General features: G+C 41.5%; 12 protein-coding genes and 1 pseudogene. 6 read left to right on the top strand and 7 right to left on the bottom strand.

Annotated elements, in window-relative coordinates; translation table 11 throughout:
• Positions 1-77 precede the first annotated feature (77 nt).
• A complete protein-coding gene (locus MICAI_RS22165; protein WP_008207318.1) occupies positions 78-11810 on the top strand; it encodes a Calx-beta domain-containing protein in 11733 nt (3910 codons plus the stop codon).
• Positions 11811-11852: 42 nt separating this feature from the next.
• Positions 11853-12401, top strand: coding sequence for a PEP-CTERM sorting domain-containing protein (locus MICAI_RS22160; RefSeq protein ID WP_008207316.1), 549 nt, complete (start codon positions 11853-11855; stop codon positions 12399-12401).
• Positions 12402-12613: 212 nt separating this feature from the next.
• Here MICAI_RS22160 and MICAI_RS22155 read toward each other — a convergent pair whose 3' ends face one another.
• Complete coding sequence (locus tag MICAI_RS22155) at positions 12614-14050, bottom strand: NADP-dependent isocitrate dehydrogenase (protein ID WP_002758657.1); 1437 nt, start codon at positions 14048-14050, stop codon at positions 12614-12616.
• A gap of 284 nt (positions 14051-14334) precedes the next feature.
• On the opposite strand from MICAI_RS22155, the gene MICAI_RS22150 reads away from it, so the two are divergent.
• The 3 genes and pseudogenes from MICAI_RS22150 (at position 14335) to MICAI_RS22140 (ending at position 17726) form a co-directional block, all read left to right on the top strand.
• Positions 14335-14961 carry a TetR/AcrR family transcriptional regulator gene (locus MICAI_RS22150; protein ID WP_039900722.1) on the top strand — a complete coding sequence of 209 codons (627 nt, stop codon included), beginning with the start codon at positions 14335-14337 and terminating at the stop codon, positions 14959-14961.
• A 275-nt stretch (positions 14962-15236) separates the two neighbouring features.
• Positions 15237-17138, top strand: a pseudogene (locus tag MICAI_RS22145) (protein kinase).
• Positions 17139-17531: 393 nt separating this feature from the next.
• Complete coding sequence (locus tag MICAI_RS22140; RefSeq protein ID WP_002752171.1) at positions 17532-17726, top strand: type II toxin-antitoxin system VapB family antitoxin; 195 nt, start codon at positions 17532-17534, stop codon at positions 17724-17726.
• 110 nt (positions 17727-17836) lie between these two features.
• On the opposite strand, the gene MICAI_RS22135 is transcribed toward MICAI_RS22140, so the two are convergent.
• The 4 genes from MICAI_RS22135 to MICAI_RS22120 form a co-directional block, all read right to left on the bottom strand.
• Positions 17837-18445 (bottom strand): PIN domain-containing protein, encoded by a 609-nt coding sequence (locus tag MICAI_RS22135; protein ID WP_002752169.1) that lies wholly within the window; start codon positions 18443-18445, stop codon positions 17837-17839.
• Positions 18442-18921 carry a hypothetical protein gene (locus MICAI_RS22130; protein ID WP_008207308.1) on the bottom strand — a complete coding sequence of 160 codons (480 nt, stop codon included), beginning with the start codon at positions 18919-18921 and terminating at the stop codon, positions 18442-18444. The genes MICAI_RS22135 and MICAI_RS22130 overlap by 4 nt, the downstream gene beginning before the upstream one ends.
• A gap of 177 nt (positions 18922-19098) precedes the next feature.
• Complete coding sequence (locus MICAI_RS27475) at positions 19099-19299, bottom strand: DUF5615 family PIN-like protein (RefSeq protein WP_008207307.1); 201 nt, start codon at positions 19297-19299, stop codon at positions 19099-19101.
• Positions 19296-19532 (bottom strand): DUF433 domain-containing protein, encoded by a 237-nt coding sequence (locus tag MICAI_RS22120; protein ID WP_002758607.1) that lies wholly within the window; start codon positions 19530-19532, stop codon positions 19296-19298. The genes MICAI_RS27475 and MICAI_RS22120 overlap by 4 nt, the downstream gene beginning before the upstream one ends.
• 195 nt (positions 19533-19727) lie before the next feature.
• On the opposite strand from MICAI_RS22120, the gene MICAI_RS24720 reads away from it, so the two are divergent.
• Entirely contained in the window at positions 19728-19901 is a 174-nt protein-coding gene (locus MICAI_RS24720; RefSeq protein ID WP_002797375.1) for a type II toxin-antitoxin system VapB family antitoxin, read from the top strand.
• A 70-nt stretch (positions 19902-19971) separates the two neighbouring features.
• Here MICAI_RS24720 and dxs read toward each other — a convergent pair whose 3' ends face one another.
• Both dxs and larB read right to left on the bottom strand, forming a co-directional pair.
• Complete coding sequence (gene dxs / locus MICAI_RS22115; protein ID WP_008207305.1) at positions 19972-21882, bottom strand: 1-deoxy-D-xylulose-5-phosphate synthase; 1911 nt, start codon at positions 21880-21882, stop codon at positions 19972-19974.
• A 73-nt stretch (positions 21883-21955) separates the two neighbouring features.
• Positions 21956-22726: a nickel pincer cofactor biosynthesis protein LarB gene (gene larB, locus MICAI_RS22110; protein ID WP_008207304.1), complete on the bottom strand. Its 771-nt coding sequence runs from the start codon at positions 22724-22726 to the stop codon at positions 21956-21958.
• Positions 22727-22775 lie beyond the last annotated feature (49 nt).

Raw genomic sequence — 22775 nt, 5'->3', positions numbered from 1 at the left:
CAGGAAATGACTATCTTGATGGTGGCTTAGGAGATGATGTTCTAATTGGAGTAAACCCCAATAACCCTATCCCTGGTTTGAACGAACGAGATACCTATGTTACTGGAACTGGAAGCGATCGCATTATACTAGGTGATAGTCATTGGTTAGCTTACGACGATCGCAACACAACGACCAATGGAACAGGGGATTATGCCACAATAGCTGATTGTGATGTCAATTTTGATGTTATTCAGCTACAGGGACAAATCAATAATTATCGTCTCGCCATATCGGGGTCAGATACTTGGTTATATCTCGATAAACCCGGAACAGAACCTGATGAATTAATTGCGATTATTCAGGGAAAAACCAATCTAAATCTGGATTCTCAAAACTTTGTTTATGTTGAACCTGTTAATACTCCTCCCACTACATCTGATAACTCTTTAGTTACTGATGAAGATACCACCCTAGTATTTACTGCCAATAACTTTAATTTTAGTGATGCCGATTCAGATGATAGTTTACAAGCAATACGTCTAGAAACATTACCCACTGAAGGCATTCTTTATCTTGATAGTAATAACAATGGAATAGTTGATACAGGGGAAACACTTTCTCAAGGGAATCTTGTAACTATAGCTACGATTAATGCAGGACAATTGAAGTTTAAACCTAATCTCAATGAAAATGGAAATCCCTACACTAATTTTACTTTCTCAGTGAGTGACGGCGAAGACCTCTCCATTACTCCAGCCAAAATGACGCTTAATGTTACACCAATCAACGACGCGCCGAAAAATATTCAACTCACTAATTCTAACGTCAACGAAAACAGTCCTAATAATACAATTATTGGACAAATTAGCATTAGTGACCCTGACCCCAATGATACCCATAACTTGACTTTAATTGATGATGCTGGGGGACGCTTTAAACTGGTTGGTACTAAATTACAAGTGGCTAATGGCAGTTTATTGGATTATGAAACAAATACCAGTCATAACATCACCATTAAAGCTACTGATGCTGGTAATTTAAGTTTTCAAAAAAACTTGACAATTAACACAATTAATGTTAATGAATCTCCGACAAATATCCAACTGAGTAAGAATAGTATTGAGGAAAATAGTGTCAATAATACAGTTATCGGCACATTAACCACCACTGATCCCGATCCCAATAATACCTTTACTTACAGCTTAGTTGATAATGCAGGGGGACGTTTTGCCATTAATGATAATCAGTTAATTGTCGCTGACGGTAGTAAATTAGATTACGAAACTAATCAAAAGCATACTATCACTATTCGGACGCAAGATCAAGGCGGATTAACCTACGATAAATCTTTTGATATTAACCTAATTGATGTGGCTGATTCTAGTGTAATCGCTTTCAGTCAACCTAATTATTCTGTCAAAGAAGACGGTACACCTATCACCGAAATTACCCTAAATCGTAGCATTAATACTCAGGGACAAGTCAGCGTTACTGTTACTCCTAGTAATGGGACGGCAACCTCACCATTAGACTACAATAATGCACCTATTACAGTAACATTTGCTGATGGTGAAACCGAGAAAACTATCACTATACCCATTGTCAAAGATACTGCTTATGAAGGCAATGAAGCCGTAAATTTAACCATTAATAATCCCACTAATGGCGCAACATTAGGAACGCAAAAAACAGCCATTTTAACCATTGTTGATACTCCTATCACTTATTATCTAACTACGGCGACAACTTGGACAGATGCACAGGTACAGGCGCAAGCAATGGGAGGGAATTTAGTTACTATTAATGATGCCGCAGAAAATCAATTTTTAGTTAATGCTTTTGGAGGATCAGAACTCTTTTGGATTGGTTTAAATGATGTTGCACAAGAAGGTGTGTTTAAATGGATTAATGGTGAACCTGTTACCTATACCAATTGGAATAGTGGTGAACCCAATAATTATGGAAATGAAGATTATGTTCATTTTAATTGGGGTAGTTCAGGACGTTGGAATGATATACCTAATAGTGGTTATGGTGGACTCCATCGGGGAATTATTGAAGTTCTCAATGGAACATCTGCCATTTCTATCGCTGATACCACCATTAATGAATCTCAAAGTCAAGCAACTTTCACGGTTAAATTAACAGGAATTAGCCATCAAATTTTTACCGTTGATTATAGCACCAATGACGGAACAGCCAAAGCAGGAGAAGACTATACTGCTGTCAATGGAACATTAACTTTTAATGCAGGAGAAAGTCAGAAAACTATCACTGTTCCTATCACTAATGACTCTAGTTATGAAGGGAATGAAACCTTTACTCTTAAGCTCTCTAATTCTACTGGTGGCGCAGTTTTAGGAACAAATGCAGCCACAATAACGATTGTTGATAATGATGTTCCTGAACCCGGAATATTAGCCTTTAGTAATGCTCAATTTAGCGTTAATGAAGACGGAACACCTGTTAATGTTGTCACCATCAATCGTACAAATGGCATTGATGGACAAGTTAGCGCAACTATCAACCTAAATAACAACACTGCAACAACACCCAATGACTACAATAATAACCCGATTACAGTAACATTTGCCAACGGCGAAACATCGAAAACGATTACTATTCCAATTGTTGATGACATTCAATTTGAAGGCAATGAAACCATTAATATAACTCTAACAAATGTTACAAGTGGCGCAACTATTGGCACACAAGATAAAGCAACTTTAACTATTGTTGACAACGAAATTAATCAGGGAATCACTCTTGATGAAGGACAAACAAAACTGATTAATAATACTGTCCTTAAAGCTTTTGAAACGAATAAACAACCCACAGACATTATTTACACCTTAACTGATTTACCTGATAATGGTCAGTTAATTTTTAATAATTCGACTGGTAAGGCATTATCATTTGATGGAAGTGGTGATTATGTAAACTTACCAGCTAGTGCTATAGGAGGTGCAATTACAGTTGAAGCTTGGGTTTATGCTAAAGATTCTCATCGCTATTGGCAGAGAATTATTGATTTAGGAAATGGGAGAATAAATAATAATATTGTACTTGGTTGGTATGGCAGTTCAGGTCAAATGTTTATGGAAAACTACCAAGGTAGTAGCACAATAAAAATTATTACCAATGAAATATTTCCTGAAAATCAATGGACTCATGTTGCCGCAGTTACTAATAGCAATGGCAATGCCTATATCTACTGGAATGGTCAAATAAAGGCTTCTGGTAATATTTACCCTGTAGTCAATACTATTCGCTATAATCAGTATATTGGTAAAAGTAATTGGGTTCCTCCTGATGCAGATTTTTATGGGGTTTTTGATGAAGTTAGAATCTGGAATAAAGCCAGAACTCAAGCTGAAATACAAGCGGATATGAACCGCCAATTAATTGGAACTGAAGGCGGATTAGTTGGCTATTGGAACTTTAATGAAGGTTCAGGAAATACAGTAACAGACTCTACTAACAATCATAATAATGGGACAGTTTATGGTGCAACTTGGACAACAGGAATTGTTCCTACTACTTTAAAACTAGGTAACACTTTCACCCAAGCTGACTTAGATAATGGTCTTTTAACCTATCAACATAACGGTAGTGAAACCACATCCGATAACTTTAAATTTACGGTTACAGATGGAACAATAACTTCTAGTGAAACAGCCTTTAACATTACCATTAATAATGTTAACGATGCTCCCACAGACTTACAACTGAGTAACAATAAAGTTGACGAAAATAGTCCCAATAATACTGTTATCGGTGTTCTAAATACTACTGACCCTGACGTAAATGACACCTTTACTTACAGCTTAGTTGATAATGCAGGGGGACGCTTTGCCATCAATAACAATCAATTAATTGTCGCTGATGGTAGTAAATTAGACTATGAAACTAATAGCAGTTATCCAGTTACCATCCGTAGTAAAGATTCAGGTGGATTAAGCTATGACCAATCTTTCATAATTAACCTAATTGATGTACCAGAACCTGGAATATTAGCCTTTAGTAACGCTCAATTTAACGTTAATGAAGACGGAACACCAGTCAATCAAGTCAAAATAATTCGTACAGATGGCAGTCAAGGAGAAGTTAGCGCAACCATTGATTTAACTGACGGAACAGCTACCGCAGCAGATTACGATAAAACCTCTATTCTCGTCACCTTCGCCAATGACGAAACCGAGAAAACTGTTACTATTCCTATCACCAACGATACCGAAGCTGAAAATCTAGAAACCATTAATCTCACCCTCAAAAATCCTACTAACGGTGCAACATTAGGAAGTCAAAATACCGCTACTTTAACCATTCTTGATGATGATGTACAGCTTAACTTCAGCGCCGCTAACTATACTGTTAGTGAAGATGGAACCGCCGTTACTGACATCATCGTAACTCGTGCGGGACGCAAAACAGGAACAGTCGGCGCAACCATCACCTTTACTAATGGTACTGCCAAAGGCTGCGCCTGTGGACTTCATCTCACTACTTCTGACTTTCTCAGTTCACCTATTACTGTTATCTTAGGTGAAAATGAAATAAGTAAAATTATTCCTGTTCAATTAGCAGGAAGTCAAGGAAGTAACTTTGTTCCTATCATCAATGATACTCAAGTTGAAAGTAATGAAACCTTTACTATTACTTTAACAAATCCTACAGGTGGCGCAACTATTGGCAATCAAAATAATGCTATTATTACCATCTTAGATGATGATGTCCAACTGGCATTTAGCGCACCTAACTTTACTATACGCGAAGATGGAACCGCAATCGCTGCCGTCAGCGTTAACCGCATTGGCAGACTGACGGGTGTTGTTGGTGCAACCATTAATCTCGACGGCGGAAGCGCAACCTATCCTGATGACTACACCCAAACTTCTCTTAATATCTTTTTTGCTGACGGAGAAAAGAGCAAAATTATTAATATTCCTGTCAGAAATGATATTATCTCTGAACCTGATGAAACCGTCAATTTAACCCTTGTTAACCCCACAGGTGGCGCAACGCTTGGCAGTCAAAATACAGCAACTCTAACCATTATTGACAACGGATTAACTCCTAGTTTAAGTCTTGCGATTGATAAAGATACTGTTGCTGAAAACGCAGGAAATAACGCAGCAACCGCAACTATTACCCGCAGTATTATCACTGATGAAGATTTAATTGTTACTCTCGCCTCCAATAATACCAGTGAAATAACTGTCCCCAATCAAGTTATTATTCCTGCCAACCAAGCATCAGCAACCTTTAGTTTAAATGCAGTCAATGATAATATTCCTGATGGCATCCAAACTGTTACTGTTACCGTTACAGCAACAGGCTTTAGTCAAGGGGTTGATACTATCAATGTTGCTGATATTGATGTCCCTGATTTAAAAATAGTTAATCTAAGTGCATCTACACCTTTATTAACTGGAAAACAAGGCAGCTTCACCTATCGAGTTGTCAATCAAGGATTAAGTGAAGCAAAGGGTACTTGGACAGATAAAATTTATCTTTCTACTGATACCACCTTAGAAACCAACAAAGATATATTTTTAGACAACTATCAATTTTCTGGAACAATTCCCACAGGCTTATTCTACGAACGTAATCTCCCATTTTTTATCCCTAAAACTCCCGGACAATACTATTTAATCGCTCAAACCGATACAGCAAATACTATTAACGAAGGGATCGGATTAGGTGAAAACAATAATACCACTATTACCTCTATTAATATTACTCCTGCCTATCGTGCTACTGTTTCCACTGATACCGAAATTGGAGTAACAGGAAACAAAGTTATTTTACAGGGTAAAGCCTTCAGTAATAGTGATAACTCTGCTGTTCCCTACGAATTTGTCACCATCGCCATTAAATATAACGGGACTGTTCGCGAATTAACCGCTTTTACTGATGGAAATGGCAACTTTGTCAAGGAATTTCAACCCTTACCCGGAGAAGGGGGACAATATCAAATTAATGCCTATTTCCCTAATTACAGTAGCGAAGACAGCACCGCCGAAGATAGCTTTAAACTTTTAGGAATGCGCTTTAACACAGGCGGAGCTTACTATCAAATTAATGCTGATTCACCCTTTAATGCAACAGCAACCCTACAAAATTTAACGGATATTCCCATTACAGGGATTACTTACACCATCGAAGGTGCGCCTCAAGATTGGAATATACAAGTTAATGCAGCCAATACCTTAGCAGGGAATAGCAATTTACCCATTACTTACACCATTACTGCACCCAATAATTCAGCTATTACTCAAGACACCTTTAATATTAATCTCACCAGTGCTGAAGGAGTAAGCACAACGCTTCCTGTTACGATTAATCTGCGTCGCATTGTTCCTCATTTAGTTGCTAATACTAACCTTCTTAGTAATGGGATGTTACGAGGACAACAAACTCCCATTGAATTTGAAGTAACAAACAATGGCGGGATTGCAACAGGAGAAGTTCAAGTCATTCTTCCTGATGCAGCTTGGTTAAAATTAGTCTCACCTGTCAAGCTATCTTCTCTTAATCCGGGAGAATCAAGCAAAGTTACTTTATTACTCACTCCTGATACCAATTTACCGCTAACGGTTTATAACGGCAATCTCGTCTTAGATGTCGTCGGAAATGATGGCGATTTGTCTTTACCTTTCAGTTTCCGTGCGGTTTCCGATGCAGTTGGTAGCTTACAAATTACTGTTGTCGATGAGTTGACATTCTTTACCGAATCTGCACCTAAATTAAAAGATGCTACGATTATTCTCCGAGATTATATTACCGGAAACGAAGTCCGACGCATTACTACAGATTCAACAGGAATGGTATCTTGGGATAATCTCTCTGAAGGATATTATCAATTAGAAGTTAAAGCTAAAAGCCACGATTCTTACACTCAAACAATTCAAATTAAAGCAGGAGAAACCGAGGATATAGAATCTTTCTTATCTCGTCAAACGGTTAAATATGTATGGCGAGTTGTTCCTACAGAAATTGAAGATAAATATACCATCACTATTGAAAGTGTTTTTGAAACGCACGTTCCTGCTTTAGATGGTAGTAGTGATAGTATTGCTAATCCCATTCCCACTGTAACAATTGACCCGCCATTAATTGATTTAATAAACCTGCAAGTTGTCGGCCAAATGATGCAAGTTGACATGACAGTTACCAATCATGGATTAATTGCAGCCAATGATGTTCGGTTGAATTTTGGTGAACATCCTTTCTATAAAATTGAGCCTTTAATTGAAAATATTGGAACTTTAGGTGCGAAAAGTTCGATGACTGTTCCGGTAAGAATTACGAGAATTGCGGATACAAGCAATGGAGTTGTTTCCTGTGGAATTCCTGCTTCTTTAACTTATGACTATTCCTGTGGGTCAAACCTAGTCTTGAAATCTACACCAATTGCTATCAATAATGTTGAAGGAAATTGTGCATTACTGTCCTCAATACCTATCAGTTTTGGTGGTGTTGGATTTAATCCCGTGAATGGCGGATTTAATCCTGGAAATGGTGAAGTTAGTTCTATTAGTCCTATTGTTAGCAGTGTTCCAATAGAGATACAATCTAATTCTTGTAATCAAGGTTCAGTCTGCGCTCAAGTTAAACTGCAAATTAACCAAGACGCAATCATGACTCGTTCTGGATTCCTTGGAACATTAAAAATTGACAATGGTAACGACACCAATAACCTAGAAAATATCACCGTTACTATCAACATCAAAGACAGTCAAGGAAACACCGTTAACAATCTATTTGGTATCACTAACCCTACCCTTTCTAACCTTACCGCAGTTGATGGAACAGGAACACTATTAGCCAACGCTTCAGGAAGTGCAGAATGGACATTTATTCCCACAGGAAACGCTGCACCCAATGAACCTACTATTTACAGCATCGGCGGCAGCTTAAGCTATAAAGAAAATGGCAATAATATCACTGTTCCTCTGCTTTCAACTCCTGTTACTGTCTTCCCACAAGCAGAATTATACCTCGATTACTTCCATCAACGAGATGTCTTTGCTGATGATCCTTTTACTGTAGAAATTGAACCCTCTGTTCCCTTCTCTCTTGGTATTCTAGTCAAAAATCAAGGTAAAGGTACAGCTAAAACCCTCCACATCTCCTCCGCACAACCCAAGATTATCGACAACGAAAAAGGCTTACTGATTGATTTTAATATCATCGGTACTCAAATCGGCACAGAATCCATTACCCCCTCCTTAACCGTTAATTTCGGCAATATTGAAGCGGGAAAAACCGCCGTTGCTGATTGGTTATTCAAATCTTCTTTACAGGGTAAATTCACCGAATATAACGCCACCTTTGAACATATTAACGATCTCGGCAAACCTGAACTATCCCTAATTAAAGAAGTCAAAATTCACGAACTCACCCATCAGGTTAATGTGGATAGTGATAACTTACCTGACTTCTTAGTTAATGATACCTTTGACGCTAACTTCTATCCTGATATTCTCTACTTCAGCAATGGCACAACTGCACCCGTAAACGTCCTTACCAATGCAACAGCAACCATCAACAATCAACAGGCACAAATTATCGTCAATGTCAATAGTGGTTGGACATATTTACACCTAGCAGATCCTAGTAATGGTAGTTTAGAAATAGCTCAAGTTTTGCGGTCTGATGGAACGTCTATTAAATTAGATAACGTCTGGACAACCGACCGAACTTTCCCCGCTACAGGTCGTCCTATCTACGAAAATATTCTACATCTACTTGACTACAACGCTAACGCTGGCAACAGTAGCTATACAATTATTTACACCTCTGGTGGACCCACAGTAACAGATATTATTGATGTTACTCCCGATCCTCGTTCTACTGCGGTAAACGCAATCACTATTGATTTCTCCGAACCGATTCAAGCAAGCACTTTTGATTATACTGATCTCAGCTTAACCCTCAACAATGGGACAAATTTAATTACTAATATTGTCTCTATTATTCCTCTTTCAACTACTCGCTATCAAGTTACAGGTTTAGAAAATCTTACTAACATTGATGGAGACTATCAATTAATCGTCAACGCTAATGGAATTAAGGATTTAGACGGTAAACTGGGGACAGGTTTACTCAGTGAAACTTGGATTAAAACTGCTACTGGAAATGCAGATAATACTCCACCCACTGTTACAGATATTCGAGACTTGCAGATTGATCCTCGCAATATTCCCGTTTCTTCCCTCGATGTCACCCTCTCGGAAGCGATTGATTTAAGTTCCTTCACTTGGGAAGATATTACCCTCACCCGTAACAGTGGCAGCAATCTAATCAATAATACCGTCACAATTACTCCAGTTAATGATACAACCTACCGGATTAATGGACTGAATAACTTAACCCAAACTGAAGGAAATTACACCCTAACGGTTAATGGAAATGGAATTAAAGATTTATCAGGAAATTTAGGCATAGGAAGTGCCTCAGAAACTTGGGTAATGGATACTACTCCACCCGATGCACCCAGTAACCTTAAAGTAGGCAATAAAACTCTCACCCCCAACAGTCAAAACCTAGTTAACACTACTACCCTAACCCTCACAGGAGATCTTAGCGAAACGGGTTTAAGCGTCTTCTTGATTGATCGTACTCTCAATCAAAGTTTAGGACAAGCAACCGTCAATAATACCCAATTCAGTAGCACAATTCAGTTACCTTCATCGGGAACCAGAAACTTAGATCTTCAAATTATCGATCCCGCAGGTAATATCACCATAGCAAATTTTAACCTCTTTGCTGATGTTATCGCGCCTACCTTAATTGACTTTCTCAATATTCCCCAAACTCCCATTGCTACACCAATTAATTCTATCGATCTTCGTTTCTCTGAAGCTATCGACCTCTCTACTTTTGACTATACGGACATTACCTTACGACGCAACAATGGCGAAAATCTGATTACTGATGCTGTTACCGTTGAATATCTCTCTGGTACAACTTATCGAATTAAAGGACTTACAGAGTTAACCACAACGACTGGAAACTATCAATTAACTGTCAATAGTAACACCCTTCAAGATCTCGCAGGAAATAGTGGAGATGCAGCCAAAACAGCAACTTTTGCGATCATCACAGCCACTAACAATCCGCCAATCGCTCAAGATGATGCACTCACCACTAACGAAGATACCCTCTTAACTGGCAACGTGCTAATTAACAACGGAAGTGGTGCTGACAGCGACCCGAATGGAGATCCCGTCACTGTCACTGCTGTTAATGGCAATACGGCTAATGTAGGCAATCAAATTACCCTTGCCTCTGGCGCGTTGTTAACTGTCAATGGCAATGGGAATTTCGATTACAATCCCAACGGAAAATTTGAATTACTTAATGCTGGAAAAACCGCAACTGACTCCTTCCGCTACACCATCAACGACGGCAAAGGTGACACCGACACCGCCACTGTTACCCTTACTATTAACGGAGTTAATGACGCACCAGTAGCCAATCCAGATAGTTACAGTCTCGATGAAGACACTACTTTAACCATCAATGCTCCCGGAGTCAAAGGTAATGATACGGATGCAGAAAATGATAGTTTAACATTCAATTTGGTGAGTACGGTAGCCAAGGGAATCCTCACCCTTAATCCTGATGGTTCTTTCAATTATACTCCCAAAGCGAACTTCTTTGGAACCGATAGCTTTACCTACAAAGTGAATGATGGTTTAGCTGATTCTAATATCACTACTGTCACCTTAACCGTCAATCCAATTAATGACGCACCAGTAGCCAATCCAGATAGCTACATTCTCGATGAAGACAATACCTTAACGATTAATACTCCCGGAGTTAAAGCCAATGACACTGATGCGGAAAATGATAGTTTAACAGTTAATTTAGTCAGTACGGTAGCGAAAGGAATCTTAACCCTTAATACTGATGGCTCTTTCAACTATACTCCTAATACTAACTTCTTTGGAACCGATAGCTTTACTTACCAGGTTAATGATGGTTTAGCTGACTCTAATATCACTACCGTCACCCTAACCATCAATCCAATTAATGACGCACCAGTAGCCAATCCAGATAGCTACAATACCCTCCGCAACACCACTCTCAACATTCCAGCAGCCGGAGTTTTAAACAACGATACCGATACTGGAAATCAGCCTCTAACAGCAGTTATTGAAACTAACCCCAGCAACGGAAATCTAACTCTCAATTCAGATGGCTCCTTCAGTTATACTCCTAATACTGACTTTGTTGGAACCGATAGCTTTACCTACAAAGTGAATGATAGTTTAGCTGACTCTAATATCACTACTGTCATCCTTCATATTTTCAATCCAGTTCCTATCATTGTTCCTCCCAGTGGTGGGACCACGCAAGGCACAGAGCAAGATGACTACCTTGATGCCTCTAACCAGTTAGGCTATCAGCGCCTTGAAAGCGGCGGTGGCGACGATCTGATCATTGGTTCCAACCAACGCGATATCCTTAAAGGTGGAATCGGTAACGATAGCCTCTACGGTGGGAGAGATTTCGATAAACTGTATGGAGAAGAAGGATATGATCTCCTCGACGGCGGCGCTGGACTGGATATCCTCTCCGGTGGCAGCGGTGCCGATCGCTTTGTCCTCGCAGCGGGGAATGGCAGCGATCGCATTCTCGACTTCAATGCTCTTGAAGGCGATCTCTTTGCCCTAAGTGGACTAAACTTCGGACAATTGAGCTTTAATAGTAATCAGATTCTTTCTGGCATTGAAGCCTTAGCTCAAGTAACAGATAATCTCGGCAATCCTGTTACGGGATTTGACGCTCATCCTCAATGGTTTGTCACTCTCTAGTTACCCACCCAAATCGAACCGATCTGACAAAGGAGTCAATTAATGAAGACTAAGCCAGCCAACTTGCTTCTGGCTGCCACGACAGCAATTTTAGCCAGCACTTTTTCCGCTCACCTGCCAGCCCAGGCACTGACCTGGACGATTAATAATGGTAGTATTAACAGCAATCCGGCTACTGCGATTACAGGAAGTTTTACCATTGATAATGAAAACAGTACGGATCCTAATATTACTTTCAGTAACCTGATGATTGACGGACTGACTTTGACGGCGGCTGACGTAATTAATATTAGTTTGGCAACTCCTAGTGTCAGTGGAATCCAAGCAATTGACTGGTTAAATGGGTTGAATAGTCTCTCTTTAGTTTTTGACTCTCCCTTAACTACAGCAGGTGGGACAATTCTTCTCAATAATATTATCAGTGACTTTAATGGCCATGTAGTCAGTGGCTCCGTTACGGGTGTGTCGCAACCTCCTACTACTATACCCGAACCATCTACTCTCGTTGGCTTGGCGACCACTTTTAGCTCCTGTGTTTTCTTGAAGCGAAAACTGAAAGGCGAAAACCAAGAAATCATGAGCGAGGGTTAGCCATCCGTTAAAACGGATGTTCGCCCTTGCGAACAAGGGGATTTATTCGTTCTCTAATTTCTACGGCCAGAAAACAAGGTCAAAACATCCTACAAGTTTTAACTCAAGTTCTCAAGGGGGAAGTTCTGGTTTTTTCCTAATTTGTCAAGACCTCGGTAGTTACGGGATTTTCCGAAAAATAGGGCAGTTTTCAGGCTACCCTAACCAGAAAATTAATCCCCAAAATGGGAGATAATCGCATCGGCAAATTCGGAACATTTCAGAGGAGGATTAACGGGAGGTTCCATCAGACGCGCTAAATCGTAGGTAACTTGTCGATTAGCGATCGCTGCTGCGATGCCTTTTTTAATCAAATCGGCCGCTTCTTGCCATCCCATGTATTCCAACATCATCACCCCAGAAAGAATCACCGAACCGGGGTTAATTCGGTCTAAACCGGCGTGTTTAGGGGCCGTGCCGTGGGTTGCCTCAAAAATAGCGCAAGTATCGCCAATATTCGCCCCAGGTCCCATCCCTAAGCCACCCACGATCGCCGCTGCCGCATCGGAGAGATAATCACCATTCAGGTTCATGGTAGCGAGGATCGAGTATTCATCGGGACGGGTTTGGATCTGTTGGAAGATACTATCGGCAATGCGATCGTTAACCATAATTTTATCTTTCCATTGCCCATTGCCGTGGGTTTCCCAGATAGCATCGAGAACACTGGTCACTTCCTGGCAGATTTTGGCTTTTTTCTCATCCGTGAGGGCATCATAACCTGGTTCCACCATGCGGGCGTTATCTTCGATGCTCAGATCAGGGTTTTTCTCCTTATTGCTCAGGATCCATGATTCCATCTCGGTAACGCACACATCCCGGAATTCACTTTTAGCTAATTCATAACCCCAATCCCGGAACGCCCCTTCGGTATATTTCATAATGTTACCCTTATGGACGAGAGTAACCTGATTTTTCGGTTTCGGTAAAGTCAGCGCTCGTTCGATCGCCCGGCGGACTAATCTTTGGGAACCCGTCTTACTAATCGGTTTGATCCCGATACCCGCATCAAGGGGAATTTGTTTTTTACCATGTTCGGGAGTGGCGGGAATTAGTTCCGTGTTGAGATAATTAATCAGTTTATCGGCGATTTCCGTGCCTTGTTTCCATTCGATGCCGAGATAGATATCCTCGGTATTTTCCCGATAGACGATGACATCGAGTTTTTCCGGGGTTTTATGGGGGGAAGGGGTTCCCGCATAGTAACGACAGGGACGAACACAGGCATAGAGGTCAAAAATTTGCCGCAAAGCCACATTCAGGGAACGAATGCCGCCACCGATGGGAGTGGTCAAGGGACCCTTGATGGCAATACCATATTCTTTGATCGCTGTCAATGTATCTTGGGGTAGATATTGATAAGTCCCGTAGATTTCGCAAGCTTCATCGCCAGCATAGACTTTAAACCAATGGATTTTCCTTTGACCAGCGTAGGCTGTGGCGATCGCTGCATCGATAACTTTTTCGGTTGCGGGCCAGATATCGACCCCCGTACCGTCACCGCGAATGAAGGGAATGATGGGATCGTCGGGAACGAGAGGTTTTCCGTCAGAAAAAGTAATTGTCGAGCCTGTTGTCGGTGGGGTGATTTTTTCGTAGCTCACAGTCATGGGCTTCCAGAAACAGTATTTATCTATACGTTGGGAGTCTAGCGCCGTCAATACCTATACGCAGGGATTTTGGGTAATTTCTTAAAGATTCCTTTGCTGGTATCTCCGTCAAAACAACCTAGAGGAAATCTATTTATGCTGCTGCGCTCGTTGTTCAAGGCCAAGTTACTCCATTCCCTTGAACAATCTCTAACCCCAATTACTCAAAATTTTATGAAGCATTTGAGCAAACACCTGACTTGATCGATGACAATGGCTCTATCCCGTTCTAGCTGTCAATGATTATGCAAAGTCTTTTTCAACGTTCCCTAGCTGAGACCAATTCTGGGGAAGAAGATATCCGTAGTCGTATTCTACAGGCCGCTTTACGTTTATTTGCCGCTAAGGGTTATGAAGGAACCACGACCAAAGACCTAGCAGGAAAAGCAAATGTGGCAGAAGGAACTTTATTTCGTTATTTTCCCAACAAAAAGGCGATTTTAATCGAAGTGGCCACTAGGGGATGGGTGGATATTCTCACCGACTTGCTGACGGAATTGAGCGAAATGGGCAGTTATAAAGCGGTAGCGCAGGTGATGCGACGTAGGGTGTTGAGAATGCGAGAAAATAGCGATTTATTGCGAGTTTGTTTTATAGAGGCACAATTTCATCCCGAATTAAAAGAGCGAATTCAATCGGAGGTAATTGCTAAAATGACCGATGTGGCCGAGGCTTTTTTTCAAACAGCGATCGATCGTGGTATCTATCGTCCCATGAATCCGAAAATTGTCGCCCAAGTTTTTCTAGGAATGTTCGCAATTGCCGGTTTTTCCAGTGAAACTATTTTAGATAGCAATGCTTCCCCCTTAGCTTTACAAGAAATGGCCGAAGGTATTGCCGAAATTTTTCTGAATGGAGTGTTAGTTAAGTAGGTAGGCACAATTATTTGTAGGATGGGTTAGCGGTAGCGTAACCCATGCGGGCGTTGGGTTTCATGCTTCAACCCAACCTACGTTCATTTTATATTTAATTCCACCCACCCACTTAAGTAGTTGTGCAAAATTAATTTTCTAGTCGAGACTCCGAGACAGCTAATCTAAGGATAGGCGGTTAAAATCCGTTTTAGCTTACTTATGATAAAATGCCTTCAAAGACAGGTAAGGGAAAACTTGCAATTATTCACCCAATAAAATAACTGATAGCCGAGATGAAACCCTGTTACTGTATTAATCCCAATTGTTATCAACCAGACCATCCGAGTAATAATAACTCGAATACTCGTTACTGTCAAAGTTGCGGCTCTGAGTTGTTGTTAAATGGTCAATATAGAGTGAGTCGGTTATTGAGTGATACGACCGGTTTTGGGGTTGTTTATGAGGCTTTTGAGGGTTTTACAGCCAAAATCCTCAAGGTATTACAAGAAAAATGGAATAATGACCCGAAGGCAGTGGAATTATTTAAACGGGAATATGACGTTTTATTAGAGTTGAGTCGTCAAAATGTCACCGGTGTTCCTCGCGCAGATGCCTATTTTCAATATTCCACAAGGGAGGGGAAAATATTACACTGTTTAGTTATGGAAAAAGTGGAGGGTATTAATTTAGAACAGTGGCTCAACCAGTATGATAGTTTAAGTCAAAAACGGGCTTTTAAATGGCTGAGAGAAATCACTTTAATTCTCGATAAAATTCATCAACAGAATTGGCTGCATCGAGATATTAAACCCCCTAATATCATGCTGCGGAATAGTGGCGAGTTGGTGTTAATTGATTTTGGCACAGCAAGGGAAGAAACCCAAACCTATCATCAAAAGGTAAAAGGTCAACAGGTAACAGGTATTATCTCACGCGGATATACACCCAATGAACAACAACATGGCCAAGCGGTGATTCAATCAGATTTTCATGCTTTAGGACGAACTTTTGTGCCTTTATTAACGGGAAAACATCCTTTAGAAATTTATGATGCGGTTAATGATGTTTTATCTTGGCGAGAAGAAACGGAAAATATTCACCCGTTATTGTTGGATTTTATTGATGAGTTGATGGGAAGATTGCCAAAGAATAGACCGGCTAATACTAGGGTTATTTTACAGCGTTTGGATGAGATTGAACGGCAATTAAAGTTACCTCCTATAACTCCTACTATAACATCTCCACCACCAAATCCGCAGCCTGTTGTAACTCAAAAACAATCGCCAGTTATTCCTAAGATTAATTCTTCGGTTTCACCCTTAGATAAAACCCTAACTGGTCATTCTTACCGGGTTAACTCAGTAGTATATAGTCCCGATGGTCGCTATTTAGCTAGTGGGAGTCTTGACAAAACTATCAAAATTTGGGAGGTGGCAACAGGAAAAGGATTGCGTACCCTTACTGGTCATTCCGGGGTGGTTTTGTCAGTGGCATATAGTCCCGATGGCCGCTATTTAGCTAGTGGGAGTCAGGATAAAACTATCAAGATTTGGGAGGTAGCAACGGGAAAAGTGCGTACTCTTACTGGTCATTCTAGCGAGTTTTTGTCAGTGGTATATAGTCCCGATGGCCGCTATTTAGCTAGTGGGAGTAGTGACAAAACTATCAAAATTTGGGAGGTGGCAACGGGAAAAGAATTGCGTACCCTTACCGGTCATTCTATGACGGTTTGGTCAGTGGCATATAGTCCCGATGGCCGCTATTGAGCTAGTGGGAGTCTTGACAAAACTATCAAAATTTGGGAGGTAGCAACGGAAACAGAATTGCGTACTCTTACTGGTCATTCCGAGGGGGTTTTATCAGTAGCATATAGTCCCGATGGTCGCTATTTAGCTAGTGGGATTGGTGACGGTGCTATCAAAATTTGGGAGGTAGCAACGGTAAGAGAATTGCGTACCCCTACTCGTCATTCTGAGGTAGTTAGGTCAGTAGCATATAGTCCCGATGGACGCTATTTAGCTAGTGGGAGTCAGGATAAAACTATCAAAATTTGGGAGGTAGCAACGGGAAACGAATTGCGTACCCTTACCGGTCATTCTGAGACAGTTTTCTCAGTAGCATATAGTCCCGATGGCCGCTATTTAGCTAGTGGGAGTGCTGACAAAACTATCAAAATTTGGCGGGTGGGACAGTAAAGTTGTGTTTGGGGTGACAGCAATAACTTTTGTCTATCAAAAATGAGCGACACTTGCGGGAAACTGCACCGATGTCTTTAAAAATGTTGGGTTTTGGCTCAAATTATTGAATCGAGCAGTTTTCTCCTAAATAGGGTATGCGGCAAAAAGTACGGGCGAAGCATTCGGATAGAAAATCTACAGTTTCACCGATAGGTTATTGTCCGAATGCTTCGCCCCTACAGGACGCAGGCCGATAAAGACGCAAGATTTTGAACGACGATTCTCTCACAATCTTGCACCTGTTTTGCGAGAAAAGCCACAAAATCTCTACCTTGCTTACATCTCACATTTATTCAGCAAACCCTATATAATGTGTATATTAACAATCTACTATACACAACTAGGGATAGGATGATGACTAACATTATCATTGATGACCAACTCATGGCTGATGCTCTTAAAGCTACTGGTTTAAAGACTAAACAAGAAGTTGTTGAATTGGGTCTTAAGACTTTGATTCGGCTCAAACAACAGGAGAAAATTAAAGCCTTTAAAGGTAAGCTTAAATGGGAAGGAAACCTTGAGGAAATGAGGCACAATCAATGATTCTTACGATGTCGTTAAAGAATGTTGGGTTTCGCTCAAATTATTGAATCGAGCAGTTTTCTCCTAAGTATTAAAGCGCTCAACTCAACCGAAAAGCTTGATCTCAGCTACTAGGACGATAACTGCGACTGAAGAAAACTGTAACCACGATCAAATCGGGGAATCATCCTACAGTTGAATTGATTCAGTTCTTCAACAATGTCAGGACTATCAAAGTCTTTTGAGTTTCGATTCAAAAAACACGCCTGCTGTGGCTGATAACGTCGTAAATGATGAAGTACCGAGGCATAGACAAGAGCATCTTGTGGCGTTAAATCATATATCTTTTCATAAGATGCTGCTTCGATTAAAATATCAGCAGTAAGTGCCACAATTTCTCCTACCTTGAGGAGGCGTTCTCGATATTTATTAAAACGATGTCGTTCTTCTTCATTGCTTTGCACCATTAAACTAGCAATATCTTGAATACTCTTGATCCGACTTGCATAAGAAGCTGTGCGTGAAAGTTGACGTAACTCAGTATCTAGTAACTGTTGAAGTTCCCGACGACTCTTTGCTTGACGAGTCAGTTTTTCGTGAGGTTCAGCTAGACTATATGCTGGAATAATTAGTTTGGCTTGTCCTGTTTCACAAAGTTGCAGAATCTGCTCACAGCTTAGACACTGCTCTTGCTCGAAGGTTAGCTCTAAAACAAAATTTGTTTCAACATAGATATTCACGCCGCTGCCTCACGCTGAAATTTTCCCCCAGCTAAAGCAGCATACAACCCTGAATCAATCAACCAACGCTGAGAATCATCGAGAGCTTCAGGCGGCTTTTCAGAATAAATAATCTCTCCCAACCAAGAAGCAACAATTAGTTCAAGACTTTGCCTACTAATTTGGTCATTCGTTACCCCTGCTCGTTGAAAATAAGGCTGAAGAATGGGACTGGCATCAATCATATAACTAGGTTCACTCTGCTCCTGAAAAGCCCCAACATTACTCCATAAGTAAAATCTGTCAGGAAAGACCAGCAAAAAATAGGGAGCCTTGGCAAAAGTACCGTGTGCCAGAATATTGCGTCGGAGTTTTGCCGCCCATTCTTGGGATACGTTGGTTTTGCACTTGACCTCAACCACAAGAGCGAGTTGACCATTGCGGTTATTAACTGCTAAATCCCAGCCAGAAGCCATAAGATGAACTGATGAAACCATACACAGCACCCCGCGTAAAATTATTGATGAACGATGATTGAGTTGCGACTCATTTCTATTAAGGAATGTTGAGTAAAAAGTGCTTTTATTTGGGGTAGATTATTCTGAAATAATGCTTCTAATTCAACATTCGTAATGTTACCCGTAGTAACTAGCAGAAGCTTATAAGGTTCTTGACTAATTAATTAAAAATGAATCGAGAAAATCTGTGTCTTTGGTAATAACAATACGATTTTGTTGAATTGAAAGAGCGTTAATTTCTGCATCTGTCGTGGCATTTTGTTGGGGTAAATCTTTAGTATGAATTGTATCATGACCAGCAGCTTGCAAAAAACGGGCTAAACCAACTGGCAATTGGGCATCGACTAAAAAGTTCATGGTGCAATTTGGTAGATGCTTTTTACCTGAGTTAATCGAGTGGCAAACAATAACGCCGCTAGAATATCCTCCCGTTCCAAATCATCGTAGTCGGCTAAAATATCTTCGATACTCATGCCAGAACTAAGTAATTCTAGGATAAATTCAACAGGATAACGCAATCCTCGAAGGCAAGGTTTACCATGACAGATATTTAAATCGAGGGTGATTCGCTGCCAAAGTTGGTTTTCCATAGGTAATTCAGTTGCTTGTAATCGTCCAATCTTCTCTCCGCCTACTTCTACTATGCACAATTCTGTCTTTAAGTCAAGTGGCTTTAGAAAACTTTAAGCAATTTCTTGACAAAATTTAACCTTTTTTCTCATTTTTGAACCCTCAAAAATTAATTATGCAAGATGTTTAATCTACTATACACAACTAGGGATACCATGAGAACTAACACTGTCATTGATGACCAACTCATGGCTGATGCTCTTAAAGCTACTGGACTCTCCTATTCTTTGTGTGATAAATTTAACTTCTATAGTAGTGATCGATCTTTGTGTCCTTTGTGTCTCTGTGGTTCGTTCCCCTCACTATTTATTGCCGGCAGTCTTCATTGACTATCTAGACCAAAAAAAAACCAGTCTTCCCTAATTTTTCGGGAAAACTGGCCAAGCTAATCTTGAGATTTTAACCAACGTTAGCGGTTTGTTTTTGGCTAAAAAATGCCGCTAAAACCTGTTGGGCAATCTGGGGACTGGTTAAACCCAAATCAGCGAAGGATTCCTCTGGTGTTGCGTGGTCCACTAATTTATCGGGAACCCCGAAACGCTTGACCGGAACTAGAATATTAGCATCCTGTAAAGCTTCCAAAACCGCAGAACCAAAACCACCCATCAAACAACCTTCTTCCAAAGTCACCACTTTACCAAGACGTTGGGCAAGGGGAAAGATAAGTTCTGTATCAAGGGGCTTGACAAAACGAGCATTAACCACTGTGGCTTCGATGCCGTGTTCGCTGAGGATTTCGGCCACCTGTAGGGAAGTGTTGACCATAGTGCCGTATCCTAACAGGAGAATATCATCGCCACTGCGGAGAATTTCGCCCTTACCGATGGGTAAAGCTTCCCAACCCTCTTCCATCAGGGGAACCCCTAAACCGTTGCCCCGGGGGTAACGCATGGCAATGGGGCCGCTGGTATGATTAATCCCCGTTACGACCATTCTTTGCAGTTCCGCCTCATCTTTCGGGGCCATAATGGTCATATTGGGGATACAACGCAGGTAGGCGATATCGTACATCCCTTGGTGGGTCGGTCCATCGGCCCCGACAATACCGGCCCGGTCCATGCAGAAGAAAACCGGGAGATTTTGAATGCAGATATCATGAATAATCTGATCAAAAGCCCGCTGCAGGAAAGTAGAGTAAATAGTGACAACCGGGCGCATTCCTTCGCAAGCAAGACCACCAGCGAGAGTAACGGCGTGTTGTTCAGCAATTCCCACATCGATGTACTGTTTCGGTAGTTTTGCCTGAAATTTGTCTAATCCCGTCCCCGTGGCCATGGCGGCGGTGATACCGATAATGCGCGGGTCATTTTCCGCTAATTTAGTGAGAGTATGCCCGAAAACTTTGGAATAAGCGGGAGGTTTCGGTTTACTGGAGGGAATCGGTTTACCCGTGGCTAAATTAAAGGGATTTTGGGCATGATAACCCACTTGATCTTTTTCAGCTAATTCGTAGCCTTTGCCTTTAACGGTGGCAACGTGGACGAAAACCGGTCCGTGGACCTTATGGGCCTGTTTAAAAGTGGCGATTAATTCGGGAATATTATGACCATCAATCGGGCCAAAATATTTAAAGCCCAATTCCTCAATCACTGCGCCAACTTTGGGAACTGCTAACCGTTTCATTCCTTCTTTGACTCGTTCCATTTCGGGAGTGAGGGAGTCACCGAAGAAGGGTAGATTTTTAAATTGTTCTTCGAGATTATCGGCGATAAACTGGACGGGTTCGCTCAGACGAACTTTATTGAGATAGCGGGAAATTGCCCCGACGTTGGGGGAAATGGACATCTCGTTATCGTTGAGGATAACCATGATGTTGGTGTTCGGTAAATGTCCAGCATGGTTAATCGCTTCTAGGGCCATACCCCCGGTTAAAGCCCCGTCCCCGATAATCGATACTACCTTGAAATCTTCCCCCTTGGCATCCCGGGCTAAAGCCATTCCTAACCCAGCAGAAATGCTCGTGGAGGCGTGTCCAGCCCCAAAATGGTCAAATTTGCTCTCGCAACGTTTTAGATAGCCCGCAACGCCATTTTTTTGGCGCAGGGTGTGAAAATCGTTATAGCGACCGGTGAGGAGTTTGTGCGGATAAGCTTGGTGTCCCACGTCCCAAAGAACTTTATCGCGATCGAGATCCAGGGTTTGGTAAAGGGCGATCGTTAGTTCTACGACTCCTAAACCCGGTCCCAAATGTCCACCGGTAGCGGCGATCGTCTGGAGGTGTTTTTCGCGAATCTGACGGGCAATATCTTCTAATTGACGGATTGACAAACCATGTAACTGGTTGGGATGAGTAATTTCACTTAGTTGCATATCGGCTTCTTTCTCAAAGTAGTTTATCCCTATACCAACTGTATAGGATTTTCAGCCTGAGATGAGGGAAAATCTAGGCTAATCTGGCCGCCGTGCGTAAAATTTGGCCGGCTAACATGGCAGCCCCAAAACCATTATCTATATTAACCACACCGATGCCGACCGCGCAGGAATTGAGCATAGTTAACAAAGGAGCAATACCGCCGAAACTGGTTCCGTAACCGATACTGGTGGGAACGGCGATCACCGGGCGATCAACTAATCCCGCTACCACACTTGGTAAGGCTCCTTCCATTCCCGCAACAACAATTAACACATCGGCGGCATCCAGTAGATGGCGATGATTCAAAAGGCGATGAATTCCCGCTACTCCCACATCCCAGAGACGCTGCACGGAAAAACCGCATAATTGAGCAGTAACCGCCGCCTCCTCCGCTACGGGAATATCGGCAGTTCCCGCCGTTAGGATGGAAATTATCCCTTTTGGGGGATTTTCTGGAGCGGCTGCGGCAATGGCACAGATGCGAGCTAAGGGATAATAAACTAAGTCTGTTACCTGTTCCTGTAGCTGGGCTGCTATCTCTGCTTCAATGCGGGTGGCCATAACCACGGGACTATTTTGACGCAAAACATGGATAATTTGGGCGATTTGAGCGGTGGTTTTACCCGGCCCCCAGATAACCTCCGGAAATCCCGTCCTTAATTGACGATGATGGTCAATCTTAGCGAAGTCTTCCACCGGTTCAAAGGCCAGATGTTTAAGTTTATCTAAGGCTGTCTCCGGGTTAATTTCTCCCCTGGCAACCGCGGTCAGCAGCGATCGCAAATCGGCAGCATGGAACATGACAGTTATCAGTTATCAGTTATCAGTTATCAGTTATCAGTGGGTAAGT

It is taken from the genome of Microcystis sp. T1-4, from assembly GCF_000297435.1.
Classification (GTDB): Bacteria; Cyanobacteriota; Cyanobacteriia; order Cyanobacteriales; family Microcystaceae; genus Microcystis.
Note: the sequence above shows the minus strand (reverse complement) of the source record. Positions and strands in the feature narration are given on the sequence as shown.